Origin of the sequence: Agrobacterium sp. AGB01 (assembly GCF_014851585.1) — a bacterium.
Taxonomy (GTDB): domain Bacteria; phylum Pseudomonadota; class Alphaproteobacteria; order Rhizobiales; family Rhizobiaceae; genus Agrobacterium.
Map to the genome: position 1 here is coordinate 554,005 of NZ_JACVAB010000001.1, position 14,307 is coordinate 568,311.

Consider the following 14,307-nt stretch of genomic DNA (forward strand, 5'->3'; position numbering starts at 1 on the left):
TTTTGATGTCACTTCGCTTTTATCCGGCGAAAATGAAAGTTTATCTATGGTTATGCCCACCGACTGAAGCGGGCGATTAAAAACGGTCTCGCAGCGCAAACCATGACAATGCGAGGAAAAGCAGAGGCGCACGCAACGTTGCCCCGCCGGGGAAACCTGGGACATTCAAAGATGAGAACTGCTCGAGCGCTCGATCCTTGTCCGTCAGCATATCCGCATACAGCTTGCCGCAGTAGTTGGAAAGCATCACACCGTGACCGGAGTAACCACCGATCGACATGACGCCAGGCATCACCTCACGCACGAAAGGTTGGCGTGGCATGGTGATACCAACCGAGCCACCCCATGCATGGGTAATCTCGATATTGGCAAGCTCTGGATAGATTTCGGCAATTTGCTTGCGAATATGGGTGGAAATGTCCCGTGGCGTATCGGCCGTATAGGCCTCGCGCCCGCCAAATAACAACCGGTTATCCGGCGTCATACGGAAATAACGAACCACGAAACGTGAATCGGCAACCGCCTCCTTGCCCGGCAGAATTCTCGGGAACTTGTCCAGTGGCGCGGTCGCACCAATAAAGGAGCGGATCGGCATGATATGGGCAGCGGTGACCGGTTCCAGATTGCCGATATAGGCGTTGGTCGCCAGCAACACGCGACGGGCCGTTATATTGCCCTTAGGTGTTTCGATGATTGTTTTGCCGTTCGACTGGCGAAGGCTGGTCGCTGGTGTCATCTCATAGATTTCAGCACCAGCGGCCTTGGTGGCTTTTGCAAGCCCCACCAACAATTTCAGCGGATGGATATGGCCGGTCCCGGTGTCGCGAACGCCACCATAATAATGTGTTGAGCCAAGGCGCTCTTCGGCCTCTGCCTTGTCCATATAGTACATGTGCGGGTAATTATAACGCTCGACCACCGCCTCGACACTTTTACGATAATGTTTTTCATAGGCCTGTTTGTGGGCGACATTCAACTGACCCGGCAGATACTCCATGTCGATGCCATGGGCGGCGGCGAAATCCAGCACGTAATGTTTGGCATTTTCTGCTAGATCGAACAGGCCCTTGGAGCGCTCGTAACCGATCTCGTCTTCCAGTTCATCCGGCCATGACCGTTGACCGGTGCCGAACTGGCCACCGTTGCGGCCCGATGCACCGTCACCAAAGCGGTGCGCTTCAATCAAAACAACGGAAATGCCTTTCAAAGCCAGATTATAGGCGGCTTGCAGGCCAGTGAAACCGCCACCGATAATGGCGACCTCAACCTCTCTCGACCCATCCATCGCGGGATATTCAGGTCGGTCAGCAATCGTTGCCTGATACCAGGAAATTCCGGGAGCTATCGGGCTTTGCCATGTCATTGCACATTCCTTGACGGTGTTGGAGCGCCCACCCTTCGGCCAGACACATGAGCGTGCTCCAAGTTACTCAATTCTACGCATCGTGTTCCGAAGGTCGTCCCGACCATGGCAGCGATGCCGTAGGATCAAACGTTCAGCAGCAGGAATTCCCGCTCCCACGGGCTGATAACCTGCATGAACGTTTCGAACTCCCCCCGTTTCAGACCGGCATAAAGACCAACGAACTCATGGCCAAACACCCGCTCCAGTTCCGGCTCTCCCTCCAGCAGCGCAACCGCTTCCAGCAGACCGCGCGGCAACTCGATGGAGCCTTCATTGGCAGTTTCATAGGTTGGTTCCGTCGGCTGTATTTCATTGACAATGCCAAGCCAACCACACGCCAGCGATGCGGCCAATGCCAGATAGGGATTGGCGTCAGAGCTGGGCAGGCGGTTTTCAACACGCCGTGCCGACGGACCGGAAATCGGTACGCGGAACGCGGTGGTGCGATTGTCATATCCCCACGCATTGTTCACCGGGCAGGCCATATCAGGCGTCAGACGGCGATAGGAATTCACGTAAGGTGCCAGCATCACCAGTGCGTTCGGAACATACCGTTGCATGCCGCCAACAAAATGGAAGAACTCCTTCGATGCATCGCCACTATCGGTCGAGAAAATGTTCTTGCCGGTTTCGATATTCAGCACCGATTGGTGAATATGCATTGCCGAGCCTGGCTGTCCCTGCATGGGCTTGGCCATGAAGGTTGCATAAATACCGTGCTTGAGGGCTGCTTCGCGAATGGTTCGCTTGAACAGGAAAACCTGATCGGCAAGCTCGATGGGATCGCCGTGGCGCAGGTTGATTTCAAGCTGTGCCGGACCTTCTTCGTGGATCAGTGTGTCGATCTCAAGACCCTGCTTTTCCGAGAAGTGGTAGATATCGTCGATCAGCTCGTCGAATTCGTTGATACCGGCAATTGAATAGCTCTGTCCGCCGACAATCGAACGTCCTGAGCGTCCCTTTGGTGGGTGCAGCGGGTAATCGGGGTCATCATTCATGGCGACCAGATAAAATTCGATTTCCGGCGCAACAACCGGCTTCCAACCCTTCTCCGCATAAAGCGACAGCACGTTTTTCAGCACGTTGCGTGGGGTATAGGGAACGGATTGTCCTTCGGCGTCAACCACGTCACAGATAACCTGTGCGGTTGGATCGCTTTCCCATGGCACAACCGACAGTGTCGATAGGTCAGGGACGAGCTTGAGGTCGCTGTCGCGTGGCTCATAACGGAAGTTCGCGGTTTCGTCAGGATATTCGCCGGAAATCGTATGGCGATAAAGTGCCGATGGCAGCGCCAGCGATGTATCGCCGGTAAATTTCGAGGTCGGCATCATCTTGCCGCGCGGTACACCGCCAAGGTCCGGTGTAATGCACTCAATGTCCTCGATACCCCGTGCCCGCAACCATTGTGCGGCTTCACGCCAGGAGGAAACGCCACGAGTAGAGGAAAGGTCTGGAGCTGCCGGTTTTGCCATGGTTGCCGATTTTTTTGGGCGGAGCATGGTTCTCTTTGCAGGCATAAATCACCGAAGGTCTGTTTCGAATGGCGCTATCATAACCAGAGTTTGGCAATTGGCGAGGGGGAAACCGCATTGACATTGCTCCATGTTCTGAAAAGACAAGGCAAGAGATAGCAAAGGATAAAAAATGGTTCGGCGATGCGATGTTCTGGTGCTGGGGGCAGGGGCTGCGGGCATGATGTGTGCCATCCGCGCCGGCCAGCGTGGACGCTCGGTCATCATTGTCGATCACGCCAAGGCACCGGGTGAAAAAATCAGAATTTCCGGTGGCGGGCGGTGCAACTTTACCAATATTCATGCCACGGCCAAAAACTACCTGTCGGGAAATCCTCATTTCGCCAAGTCGGCACTGGCGCGTTATACGCCCGCCGATTTTCTGACGCTGGTCGAAAAACACGGCATTGCCTGGCACGAAAAGACCCTTGGGCAATTGTTTTGCGACAATAGCGCCAAAGATATTATTGCCATGCTGTTGAAAGAAATGCGCGAGGCTGGCGCTGAGCTTCTGTTGCAGACTGAACTTTCCGGTGTGGAAAAAACCGAAAGTGGCTTCAGCGTCGCCACCTCATCAGGTGTGATCGAGGCACAAAGTCTGGTTATTGCGACCGGTGGCAAATCCATTCCCAAAATGGGCGCGACTGGTTTTGCCTATCGTGTGGCTGAACAATTCGGCCTGCCGATCATCGAGACGCGGCCCGGCCTTGTGCCCTTAACGCTTGATCCAACCTTGCTGGAAAATCTGTCCGTGCTTTCAGGCGTTGCCGTACCTGCTGAAGTATCATCAGGCAAAACGAGTTTCCGCGAAGCTTTGCTGTTTACCCATCGTGGTTTAAGCGGGCCGTCGATCCTGCAGATCTCATCCTATTGGCGGGAAGGCGAAACCATCCGTCTGAAGCTGGAACCGGACACCAATATTCTGGAGCGGCTGAAAGAAGCCCGCAAAAGCAATGGCAAACAATCACCGCAGACGGTGCTGGGAGATATCCTGCCGAAACGTCTGGCGCAGTATACCGTCGAAGCTTCCGGTATAACCGGCCCCTTGGCGGATATGGCTGATCGCAAGCTGGCGACCCTGGTTGAAGCGATCCAGAACTGGCAGATAAAACCGTCGGGTTCGGAAGGATACCGCACGGCGGAGGTCACGCTCGGCGGCGTTGATACAAACTGTCTCGACTCCAGGGATATGCAGGCAAAAACCGTCCCAGGCCTGTATTTTATCGGTGAATGTGTTGATGTAACCGGCTGGCTTGGCGGTTACAATTTCCAGTGGGCATGGGCGAGTGGCCATGCGGCAGGCGAAACGGCTTGATCTGTAATAAAACAACGAGTTAAGTCATTTTTAATGGCGATGGTGAAACACAGCGTTCATTAAGGACTTGTTAACAAGCGTCGAGGCATCCTGCTTGATACCAGCGCGGTTTATACCGTTACATGATGTGCTGCTGGGCGCCGCCAAGCGGCATGCCGGTTATGTTTCTCGTTAGGAACCGCTCATGAAAAACAACAGCAGACGTGCCCGCGCAATTGCTATTGCCCGCGCAGAGGGCAGTAAGCAGCTCCTCATCTTCAGACTGACGCTTATTGCCGCTGGTGCTTTCGCCACGCTTTGCGCGCTGCTGTTGGCGTAGTTTCTCGCAATCCAAATAGAAAAAAAAACCGGGCAGTGAACCGCCCGGCTTGTTGTGTCCAGTTTAAGGTCAGGCTGCCGCGTTGTTCTGGGCAACGATAACAGGGATCAACAGATCACCCCAATTGCCGCCGCCGCTGTGGTGGCGTGCCGAGCGAACCAGCTCAACCGAAACACCCGCCTCAACCGCATTCATAACCGCCTGATTGAGGCGATGCAGATCATTGGCCAACATACGGATGGCGGCCTGCTGGTCTTGTGTCATGGCCGAAGACTGTTCCTCGGCCCGCTCACGAACTCTCGAAATAGAAGCCATTTCCTTTTCCTCCTTTGACGCATCGGTCCCGATTGGACTTTTGATGCGAGGTTTCGCAGTGCCAGTTATTCAGCCGCAGGGCGGAACTGGTCGTGTTCAGTCGATTCATGCATGGCGGTTGTGGATGATTGCCCGCCGGTAATTGCCACTGAGACCGCATCGAAATACCCGGTGCCAACTTCACGCTGGTGTTTTGTCGCCGTGTAACCGTTGATCTCGGCTTCAAATTCAGCCTGCTGCAATTCCGAATAGGCGGCCATCTGCCGGTCCTTGTATCCGCGTGCCAGTTCAAACATGCCGTAGTTGAGCTGATGGAAACCGGCAAGTGTAATAAACTGGAACTTGTAACCCATTGCTCCAAGCTCACGCTGGAACTTGACAATGGTTGCGTCGTCCAGGTTCTTTTTCCAGTTGAATGATGGCGAGCAGTTATAGGCGAGCTTTTTGCCCGGATGAACCTTGTGCACGCCTTCGGCAAATTTGCGTGCCTGCTCGAGATCCGGTTTTGATGTCTCACACCAGATCAGGTCGCAGTAAGGCGCATAGGCATTGGCGCGTGCGATACAGGGTTCAAGACCGTTTTTGACGCGGTAGAAACCTTCAACCGTGCGGCCGGCATCGTAATCGACGAAGGGCTGATCGCGTTCATCGATATCGGATGTCAAAAGCTTGGCAGCCTCGGCGTCGGTGCGGGCGATCACCAGTGTGGAGACACCCATGACGTCTGCGGCAAGGCGCGCAGCAGACAGATTACGGATATGGGCCGCTGTCGGGATCAGCACCTTGCCGCCCAGATGCCCGCATTTCTTTTCCGATGCCAGCTGGTCCTCATAGTGAACACCGGCGGCACCCGCCTCGATAAAGGCCTTCATGATTTCGAAGGCATTGAGCGGACCACCAAAACCGGCCTCCGCATCGGCAACAATCGGTGCAAACCATGTCTCCACCGACAGGCCCTTGCCCTCAGATGTTTCAATCTGGTCTGCCCGCTGCAGGGTGCGGTTGATGCGTTTTGCCAGCTCCGGTGCCGCGTTGGCAGGGTAGAGAGACTGATCAGGATACATGGCTGACGCAGTATTTGCGTCGGCGGCAACCTGCCAACCCGAGAGGTAAATCGCCTTCAAGCCGGCGCGAACCATCTGCATGGCCTGATTGCCCGACAGTGCTCCCAGCGCATTGATAAAATCATCCTGCTCCAGAAGCTGCCACAGTCTGTTTGCACCCATTTCCGCGAGGGAGTAACGAATGTCCACAGACCCGCGCAGACGCTTCACGTCTTCAGCGGTATATGTCCGCTCGATGCCGTCAAAACGGCCTTTGGGTGCGTTTGGTACCAGATTGTAAAAATCAGTCATATCTCTCTCCCGTATGTACAAATAGAAAAGGAGACGTTTCTTCCTAAAAGAATGTCTCAGATTTCTATGACTGAATTTACATAATCACTCCGTTTAGTTCTATTGGAAACATAAAATCAGTGACTTGAAAGAGGTTAGGATGTAGTATCTTTTACTGACAGCTGTAGTAAAGTTGTAAAATTGTAAAAATAACGACAGCTCGATCTTGTAATATTCTTGTCAAAGGGAGGAGCCTGTGGCGGAGAATAAGATTTTTGCAGGCCCGCGTGTGCGGCGCATGCGCAATGGCCTTGGTTTGACGCAGACCTCCATGGCAGAGGGGTTGGGCATTTCGCCGTCCTATCTCAACCTGATCGAACGCAACCAGCGCCCCTTGACCGTGCAGCTGCTGTTGAAGCTGGCGTCTGTGTACAAGATTGACCTGGATGAATTACAGGGTGAAAGCGGCGGTGTTGCCACGCAGTTACGGGAAGTGTTTGCCGATCCGCTGCTGACGGGGGAGGTGCCATCTCCGCAGGAACTGGTCGAGGTGGCAGATGCTGCACCCAATGTGGCCGGCGGCATCATGAAACTGTATCGGGCCTACCGCGAACAGGCTGAACGGCTGTCTGACCTGGCGGGCTTGATGGCGAGGGATGGTCAAGGATCGTCTCTTTCATCGGCGCGGTTGCCGATTGATGAGGTGCGCGATGCCTTTGAACATTGCAGCTATTATTTTGCGGCGATCGATGACGCGGCCGAAACATTCCATGAGCAGTTGAAACCGGGTGACGACCTGCCGGCAGCCTTGAAAACCTGGCTGCAGAAAACGCACGGCGTCGTGGTGCGCACCTTGCCCATCCATGCGATGCCAAATCTTCGCAGACGGTATGACAGGCATTCCATGCGGCTGTTTCTGTCCGAACGGTTGTCACCTTTTGACCGGCTGCAGGAAATGGCGATGGAGGCATGCCTTCTGATGCTCCAGCCGGAGATACAGGCGTCGCTGGAAACACTGGACCTCAGTAGCCCAGAAGCCAAACGCCTGGCGCGTTTTGAGCTTGCCCGCTACGCTGCTCATGCCCTGATCATGCCTTACGGCTCATTTCTCGCGGCGGCTCAGCGTTTCAGATATGATCTGGATCTTCTCGCCTCACGGTTTCAGGTATCCTTTGAGCAGGTCGCCAATCGACTTGTCTCTTTGGGTCGGTCGAGTGCGCCTGGCATTGCCTTTTTCCTGATGGAGATTGATCAGGCGGGCAATCGCTTTCGCAAGATCGGGGCGCATGGCTTTCCGCATTCCAGCTTTGGTGGCCTCTGTCCGCGGCTCAATATCCACGCTGCCTTCAGTCAGCCGGGACAACTTATGGCCGAAGCGGCCGAGGTGCTGGATGGGGACACGTTTTTGACAATCGCCAGAACGATCGAGGGTCCAAAAACAGCCTTTGGTGAAAGGGTGCGGCGCACAGCGATTTTGCTGGCCTGCGATATCACTCAGGGCGCCGAGACAATCTATGGTGATGTTGCCAGAGTAACCAGTGGAACCGTTGGCATCGGGGTTTCCTGTCGTCTGTGCGAACGCTCCGGTTGTCTCTCAAGAGCACAAGCGCCGGTAACCCGTCCATTGGGTTTGGATGAAATGGTTACAGGATTGAGTGTTTTTGATTTTCAGTAACTCCAAAAAAGTGAAGTGGGAAAATTCTGCACTGCACATTTCCCGCTTGCCGATAATCTTTTTCCTTTCTAGTCTCATTCAAAAAGGGGATGCCGCCTGCTTCGAAAGGCGTATTAACAGGAGAAATCATGACGCAGCGCTCACTTGGTATGTCTGTCGCCTTCGCCGCAATGTTGATGGCCGGTACGGCCCTCGCACAGGAAAAAGTGGTCCATGTTTACAACTGGTCCGATTATATCGACGAATCGATCCTGACCGATTTCACCAAGGAAACCGGCATCAAGGTTGTCTACGACGTTTTTGACAGCAACGAGCTGGTGGAGACCAAGTTGCTGGCCGGTAACTCCGGTTACGACGTTGTCGTGCCAACTGCACCGTTCCTCGCCCGCCAGATCCAGGCAGGTGTGTTTCAGAAGCTCGACAAATCCAAAATTCCAAACCTTAGCAACATGTGGCCGGAAGTCAGTGAGCGTCTCGCCAAGTACGACCCCGGCAATGAATATGCCGTGAACTACATGTGGGGCACAACAGGCATTGGTTACAATGTCGACAAGGTTAAAGCAGCTCTCGGTGACGTGAAAATCGATAGCTGGGATATTCTGTTCAAGCCTGAAAATGCCGAAAAGCTGAAGAGCTGTGGCATCAACATTCTTGATGCTTCGGACGAAACCTTCGCAATTGCAATGAACTACATCGGCAAGGATCCGGACAGCAAGGAAGCTGCTGATCTGGAAGCTGGTGGTGAAGTCTACAAGGCGATCCGTCCATCGGTAAAGACCTTCAACTCGTCTGCCTATATCGACGAACTTGCCAATGGCGATACCTGCATCACCATTGGTTGGTCCGGTGACATTCTTCAGGCCAAGACGCGCGCTGAAGAAGCCAAGAACGGTGTGACTGTCGACTACGTCATTCCGAAGGAAGGCACCTACATGTGGTTTGACAACCTTGCCATTCCTGCGGATGCCAAGAATGTTGACGAAGCTCATGCCTTCATCAACTACCTGATGAAGCCGGAAGTCATCGCCAAGGCGTCTGATTATGTTCAGTACGCCAACGGCAACTTGGCATCACAGGCGTTGATGGATGAAGCCGTTTCCAAGAACCCGGCGGTTTATCCTGACGAAGCGACGATGAAGAAGCTCTTCACCATCTCCCCTTATGGACCGAGAGAACAGCGCGTTCTGAACCGCGTCTGGACACAGATAAAAACCGGTAGCTGATTTTGGGCCCGCTGGTTTAGAAACGGCCGGCGGGCGCGTTTCTGACCATTGGTTGCCAGCTTATTGGGCTGGCAACTACCATTTGCCCGCCTCATTGTTATTTTTAGGGGATTGCGAATGGCGAAGTCTCTCGGACCTGTAAAACGAAAATTCAGTCCCTGGGACGATCCCGCATCCGTACCCTTCATCCGGTTTGAAAACATCACCAAACGCTTTGGTGATTTTGTCGCCGTCAACAATCTGACACTTGATATCTATGAACGTGAGTTCTTCTCGCTGCTGGGACCATCCGGCTGTGGCAAGACCACGCTGATGCGCATGCTGGCCGGTTTTGAAGAGCCGACGGAAGGCCGTATCCTGCTGCAAGGCAAGGATATTTCAGGTACCCCGCCGCACAAACGACCGACCAACATGATGTTTCAATCCTACGCACTTTTCCCGCACATGACGGTCGAAAAGAACATTGCGTTCGGCCTGGAGCAGGATGGTTTGCCCAAGGCCGACATATCGGCGCGTGTTGAAGAAATGCTGCGCATGGTCAAGCTGACGGAGTTTGCAAAACGCAAACCAAGTCAGCTGTCGGGCGGTCAAAGACAGCGCGTTGCTCTGGCGCGCTCGATTGCCAAACGCCCGAAGGTTCTGTTGCTGGATGAGCCGCTTGGCGCGCTAGACAAAAAACTGCGCGAAGAAACCCAGTTCGAACTCATGGATATCCAGCAAAGCCTGGGCCTGACCTTCCTGATTGTGACCCACGATCAGGAAGAGGCGATGACCGTTTCCGACCGTATCGCGGTCATGGACAAGGGTAATGTGGTTCAGGTTGCCACTCCTGCGGAAATCTATGAGGCACCCAACAGCCGCTATGTTGCGGACTTCATTGGCGATATCAACATATTCGAGGCAACCGTGTCGTCCAATATGGCAGGTGTCGGCAAACCCGGAACCGTCCTTCTCGATTGTGAAGGTTTGGGTGTGACAGTCGAGCAGGATTGCAAGGCCGTAGTAGGCAGCAAGGTTGCCTTTGCCATTCGACCGGAAAAGGTCCGTATCACCATCGATCCACCAGCAGATACCACGACAAATGCAGTCAGTGGGCAGGTCTGGGACATCGGTTATCTCGGGGACTTCTCGGTGTTCCTCGTCAAGTTGGCGGACGGCCGCATCATGCGTGCGGCTCAAGCCAACGTGTCCCGCCTTGTTGATCGCCCGATCACCTTTGATGATACGGTGTGGCTCAACTGGCGACCAGATTCCGGTATGGTTTTGACCAACTAAGGGAGGTTCTTATGGCAACGGCCTCTTCGGAAAACAAACAAAGTCTTGCACGCTGGTTGGTAGTAGCAATTCCTTATTTCTGGCTACTGCTGTTTTTTGCCGTGCCGTTTTTTATCATTGTCAAAATATCGCTGTCTGGTACGGCGATTGCCATGCCGCCTTATACGCCGGTTTTTGAGGGTTTCGGCGCTATCGGCGATTTTCTATCGCAACTCAATTTTGACAATTACCTCTTTCTCACTGAAGACGCACTTTACGTGAATGCCTATTTTTCTTCGGTAAGAATTGCCTTCATTTCGACGCTGATGTTGCTGCTGATCGGGTATCCGATGGCACTTGCCATGGCGCGTGCACCGTCCACCATTCGCCCGACCTTGGTGATGCTGGTGATCCTGCCATTCTGGACCTCGTTCCTGATCCGCGTTTATTCATGGATCGGAATTCTGAAACCAGAGGGGCTGTTGACAGTGTTCCTGCAATGGCTGGGACTTATGGCGCCTGATCAGCAGGTCCATATCTTCCGTACGGAAACGGCCGTGTTTATCGGCATGGTTTATTCGTATCTGCCATTCATGGTGCTGCCGCTTTATTCAGCCTTGGAAAAACTCGACAATACCCTATTGGAGGCGGCAACCGACCTTGGTTGCCCACCATGGAAAGCCTTCTGGAAAATTACCTTCCCGCTTTCCATGCCGGGTGTGATTGCCGGCTCCATGATCTGCTTCATCCCGATTACGGGTGAATTTGTTATCCCTGATCTGCTGGGTGGTGCGGAAACATTAATGATCGGCAAGACATTGTGGACCGAGTTCTTCGGAAACCGTGACTGGCCAATTGCCTCGGCTGTTGCCGTGCTTCTTCTTCTGGTGCTGGTGGTTCCTATCGCCATCTTCCAAAACCAGCAGCAGAAAGTGTGAGGGCAGGGCGATGAAGAACAGAAAGTTTGACGTAACCGTCCTTACCCTCGGGTTTGCGTTTCTTTATATCCCGATCATCATTCTGGTGATCTATTCGTTCAATGCCTCTAAGTTGGTCACCGTATGGGGTGGTTTCTCCCTGCAATGGTACAGTGCCATGTGGTCAAACCAGGGGCTGATGGATGCCGCCTGGGTGACAGCCCGGGTCGGTGTGTTGAGCGCCACCCTTGGCACTATCCTCGGCACATTGGCAGCGCTGTCGCTGGTACGCTTTGCCCGGTTTCCGGGACGCATGCTGTTTTCCGGTATGATCTATGCACCGCTCGTCATGCCAGAAGTCATCACCGGTCTTTCGCTGTTGCTGTTGTTTGTGGCGGTTGGTGTCGACAGAGGGTTCTGGACGGTGGTCATTGCCCACACCACATTCACCATGTGTTACGTGGCAATCGTCGTGCAATCACGCCTTTTGACCTTTGATCGCAGTCTTGAAGAAGCGGCGCAGGATCTTGGTTGCCCACCTGTCAAAACCTTCTTCCGCATTACCTTGCCACTTATTCTCCCTGCGGTTCTTGCAGGCTGGATGCTGGCATTTACCCTGTCGCTTGACGATCTGGTTATTGCCAGCTTTGCGACAGGACCGGGAGCCACGACGCTGCCCATCAAGATCTACTCGCAAGTTCGCCTTGGTGTGACACCAGAAATCAATGCGATTTGTACGATCCTGATCGGTCTGGTCACCATGGGTGTGATCTTTGCGTCGATTGCCTCGAAACGGACGGAGCTGCAACGCATTCGTGATGAGCATGCGGCGGCCAAGGCTGCGGCAGGCTGAACAGCATTGTAGGTTTGAAGCTATCAGGCGCGTCAGGGTCAAACTCTGGCGCGCTTTGCATTTGGCTCTAAGGCAATCCGGTGTCGGTTTAAGGCATATGTCAAAAGACATGCGCGAGTTTTTGCCATTGATAGATTGGGGCGGTTTTTAACACACTGTTAAGAGGCGTTTGACAAAAGTAAACCAACGTGGGGCCATCCGATGAGTGGATGGCGCAAGGACCTCTGGTCCTACAGACATGATGTCGGCCTACTCCTCCTTTCGTTGAACAGCATTAATTTTTAAGGCAGCGTTAGCTGCCTTTCTTTTTGGGTGATTATTCAGACGGTCGCTGTTCTAGCGATCGTGAAACCAGTGCCACCGGAATAAGCCCTGCTGCAATGATGATGATGGCCGCAACAGATGCATCCTGTACCTTCGAGCGCGAGGCATCCTCATAGACAAGTGTTGCCAGCGTATTGAAGCTGAATGGGCGCAGCAGAATTGTCGCTGACAATTCTTTCAAAGACTCGATAAACACCAATAGCGATGCAGTCAGTGCTGCCGGTCGCATATTGGGAATGAGCACCGAAACAAGAGTTTGTAGTTTTGTGCGACCCAGAGTTCGTGACGCCATATCCATATGTGGGGAAAGCTTCTGGAAGCCGGCATCCAGTGATCCTTCTGCCATGGTCATGAAACGCACTGTGCTTGCGTAGATGATCGCAAAGGCTGTTCCGCTCATCATCAGACCGGTTGAATAGCCAAATGTGCTGCGCATGAAAGCGTCGACCTGATTGTCAAAGCCGGCAAGCGGAATAAGCACGCCAATCGCCAGAACAGTGCCGGGGATTCCGTAACCCAGCGACGCGACGCGGCCAGCTGTGCGCGTTACAGGCGATGCATTGGCGCGGGCAGCGTAAGACAGCACGAAACCCATGACGAGCGTCAGGCATGCAGCGGTGCCTGAAACAGACAGGCTATGCCATAGCGCTTTCAGCAGCTTGGGAGACAGAAATCCGTCTAGCCTTTTGGCTGCATAGGTGCCAAGCACCAGAACGGGAATGGCAAAACCGATCAAAACCGGGATCGCACAGGTGACGGTCGCCAGCCATTTCCTGGGACCAGTCAGCGGTCTTAGAAGGAACCGCTGCGCCATCATCGTGGTTTTCTGGGTGGAAAAGCGTTGACGTTTGCGCGCTGTTCTCTCCAACAAAATCAAGCAACCAACAATCAGCAATACCACCGCAGCAATCTGCGTGGCGCCAGCCAGGCTGCCACGGTTCAACCACGTCTCATAAATCGTGAAGGTGAGTGTCTGTACACCGAGATATTCGACAGCGCCGATATCATTGAGTGTTTCCATAAGCACCAGTGTCAGGCCGATCATGATCGCCGGGCGCGCCATCGGCAATTGCACCTGCCAGAAAATCCGCCAGGATGAAGCCCCCATGGTACGGGCAGCTTCGGCCGCAAACCGCCCCTGCATGCTGAACGCGGAGCGGGCAGACAGATAGATGTAAGGGTAAAGCACTGAGCTGAGCACCAGCACCGCACCACCCAGCGAGCGAATGTCCGGAAACCAGTAATCCTTGATGCTGTGATAGCCGAACACTTCACGCACTGCCGTCTGCAATGGCCCGGTAAAATCGAAAAATTCGCCAAAGGCATAGGCCGCCAGATAGGCAGGGATGGCGAGCGGCAGAACGAGCGCCAGAGACAGGATACGCCGCAGCGGAAATTCGAATGTCGTGACCAGCCAAGCGGTCAAGGCACCGAAGAAAGTTGCCAGTAAGCCGGTGCACAACAGCAGCAATACCGTCCTAACACCGGCGCGTGGCAACACATAGGCAAACAAATGCTCCCAGTTTCCAACACCACCGCTCATGGCAATCCAGAAAACCGCAATGATGGGAACGGCGACCACAAGCGCCACGAGAATTGCAATGAGGCTCAACAGGTTGAAGCGCGTGCTTGGCCCGGAGACATGCTGGAGACTGGTATCGGCTGACTGCAATTGTCTGATCCTTCCACCGGCTGTCCGGCAGAAATCCGTTACTGCAAAAGAAGCCCGCTATTTACAGCATCGTTACTCAAACAGGAACTGCTTTCATAAAGCATCATGTAAAAATCCCGCGGCAAAAGCACGCTGTCAAAAGCGGCCGCGGATTTGCGTGCGAATTAACGTAAAAAGGGCGTTGCAT

Annotated in this window: 12 protein-coding genes; 7 read left to right on the forward strand and 5 right to left on the reverse strand. The window is 53.8% G+C overall.

Annotation, left to right across the window (positions count from 1 at the left end):
• Positions 1 to 76: 76 nt before the first annotated feature.
• Both IB237_RS02595 and IB237_RS02600 read right to left on the reverse strand, forming a co-directional pair.
• A complete protein-coding gene (locus IB237_RS02595; RefSeq protein ID WP_192487039.1) occupies positions 77 to 1,363 on the reverse strand; it encodes an FAD-binding oxidoreductase in 1,287 nt (428 codons plus the stop codon).
• 125 nt (positions 1,364 to 1,488) lie between these two features.
• A complete protein-coding gene (locus IB237_RS02600) occupies positions 1,489 to 2,925 on the reverse strand; it encodes a glutamine synthetase family protein (protein ID WP_192487040.1) in 1,437 nt (478 codons plus the stop codon).
• 127 nt (positions 2,926 to 3,052) lie between these two features.
• Here IB237_RS02600 and IB237_RS02605 point away from each other — a divergent pair, with 127 nt between their 5' ends.
• On the forward strand, positions 3,053 to 4,234 hold the full coding sequence (locus IB237_RS02605) for an NAD(P)/FAD-dependent oxidoreductase (protein WP_192487041.1): 1,182 nt from the start codon (positions 3,053 to 3,055) through the stop codon (positions 4,232 to 4,234).
• Positions 4,235 to 4,418: 184 nt separating this feature from the next.
• Entirely contained in the window at positions 4,419 to 4,553 is a 135-nt protein-coding gene (locus IB237_RS26395) for a hypothetical protein (RefSeq protein WP_256435677.1), read from the forward strand.
• A gap of 69 nt (positions 4,554 to 4,622) precedes the next feature.
• On the opposite strand, the gene IB237_RS02610 is transcribed toward IB237_RS26395, so the two are convergent.
• A complete protein-coding gene (locus IB237_RS02610; RefSeq protein ID WP_192487042.1) occupies positions 4,623 to 4,868 on the reverse strand; it encodes a hypothetical protein in 246 nt (81 codons plus the stop codon).
• Positions 4,869 to 4,933: 65 nt separating this feature from the next.
• Entirely contained in the window at positions 4,934 to 6,223 is a 1,290-nt protein-coding gene (gene aceA, locus IB237_RS02615; RefSeq protein ID WP_192487043.1) for an isocitrate lyase, read from the reverse strand.
• Between the two features lie 235 nt (positions 6,224 to 6,458).
• Between aceA and IB237_RS02620 the strand changes: the two genes are divergently transcribed.
• The 5 genes from IB237_RS02620 (at position 6,459) to IB237_RS02640 (ending at position 12,124) form a co-directional block, all read left to right on the forward strand.
• Complete coding sequence (locus IB237_RS02620) at positions 6,459 to 7,877, forward strand: XRE family transcriptional regulator (RefSeq protein WP_192487044.1); 1,419 nt, start codon at positions 6,459 to 6,461, stop codon at positions 7,875 to 7,877.
• 128 nt (positions 7,878 to 8,005) lie between these two features.
• The gene (locus IB237_RS02625; RefSeq protein ID WP_192487045.1) at positions 8,006 to 9,100 is read left to right on the forward strand and encodes a polyamine ABC transporter substrate-binding protein; all 1,095 of its coding nucleotides are present in this window, start codon (positions 8,006 to 8,008) and stop codon (positions 9,098 to 9,100) included.
• A gap of 117 nt (positions 9,101 to 9,217) precedes the next feature.
• Complete coding sequence (locus IB237_RS02630) at positions 9,218 to 10,375, forward strand: ABC transporter ATP-binding protein (protein ID WP_192487046.1); 1,158 nt, start codon at positions 9,218 to 9,220, stop codon at positions 10,373 to 10,375.
• 11 nt (positions 10,376 to 10,386) lie between these two features.
• Positions 10,387 to 11,292, forward strand: coding sequence for an ABC transporter permease subunit (locus tag IB237_RS02635; RefSeq protein WP_192487047.1), 906 nt, complete (start codon positions 10,387 to 10,389; stop codon positions 11,290 to 11,292).
• Positions 11,293 to 11,302: 10 nt separating this feature from the next.
• Positions 11,303 to 12,124, forward strand: a complete 822-nt coding sequence (locus tag IB237_RS02640) for an ABC transporter permease (protein ID WP_192487048.1) — start codon at positions 11,303 to 11,305, stop codon at positions 12,122 to 12,124.
• 316 nt (positions 12,125 to 12,440) lie between these two features.
• Here the strand turns inward: IB237_RS02640 and IB237_RS02645 are convergent, their stop codons facing one another.
• Positions 12,441 to 13,991, reverse strand: a complete 1,551-nt coding sequence (locus tag IB237_RS02645; protein WP_192487839.1) for an iron ABC transporter permease — start codon at positions 13,989 to 13,991, stop codon at positions 12,441 to 12,443.
• Positions 13,992 to 14,307 lie beyond the last annotated feature (316 nt).

Excerpts from the sequence above, each read along its gene's own strand:
- IB237_RS02595 (WP_192487039.1), bottom strand. The coding sequence starts at position 1,363 with ATGACATGGCAAAGCCCGATAGCTCCCGGAATTTCCTGGTATCAGGCA.
- IB237_RS02600 (WP_192487040.1), bottom strand. The coding sequence starts at position 2,925 with ATGCCTGCAAAGAGAACCATGCTCCGCCCAAAAAAATCGGCAACCATG.
- IB237_RS02605 (WP_192487041.1), top strand. The coding sequence starts at position 3,053 with ATGGTTCGGCGATGCGATGTTCTGGTGCTGGGGGCAGGGGCTGCGGGC.
- IB237_RS26395 (WP_256435677.1), top strand. The coding sequence starts at position 4,419 with ATGAAAAACAACAGCAGACGTGCCCGCGCAATTGCTATTGCCCGCGCA.
- IB237_RS02610 (WP_192487042.1), bottom strand. The coding sequence starts at position 4,868 with ATGGCTTCTATTTCGAGAGTTCGTGAGCGGGCCGAGGAACAGTCTTCG.
- aceA (WP_192487043.1), bottom strand. The coding sequence starts at position 6,223 with ATGACTGATTTTTACAATCTGGTACCAAACGCACCCAAAGGCCGTTTT.
- IB237_RS02625 (WP_192487045.1), top strand. The coding sequence starts at position 8,006 with ATGACGCAGCGCTCACTTGGTATGTCTGTCGCCTTCGCCGCAATGTTG.
- IB237_RS02630 (WP_192487046.1), top strand. The coding sequence starts at position 9,218 with ATGGCGAAGTCTCTCGGACCTGTAAAACGAAAATTCAGTCCCTGGGAC.
- IB237_RS02635 (WP_192487047.1), top strand. The coding sequence starts at position 10,387 with ATGGCAACGGCCTCTTCGGAAAACAAACAAAGTCTTGCACGCTGGTTG.
- IB237_RS02640 (WP_192487048.1), top strand. The coding sequence starts at position 11,303 with ATGAAGAACAGAAAGTTTGACGTAACCGTCCTTACCCTCGGGTTTGCG.
- IB237_RS02645 (WP_192487839.1), bottom strand. The coding sequence starts at position 13,991 with ATGAGCGGTGGTGTTGGAAACTGGGAGCATTTGTTTGCCTATGTGTTG.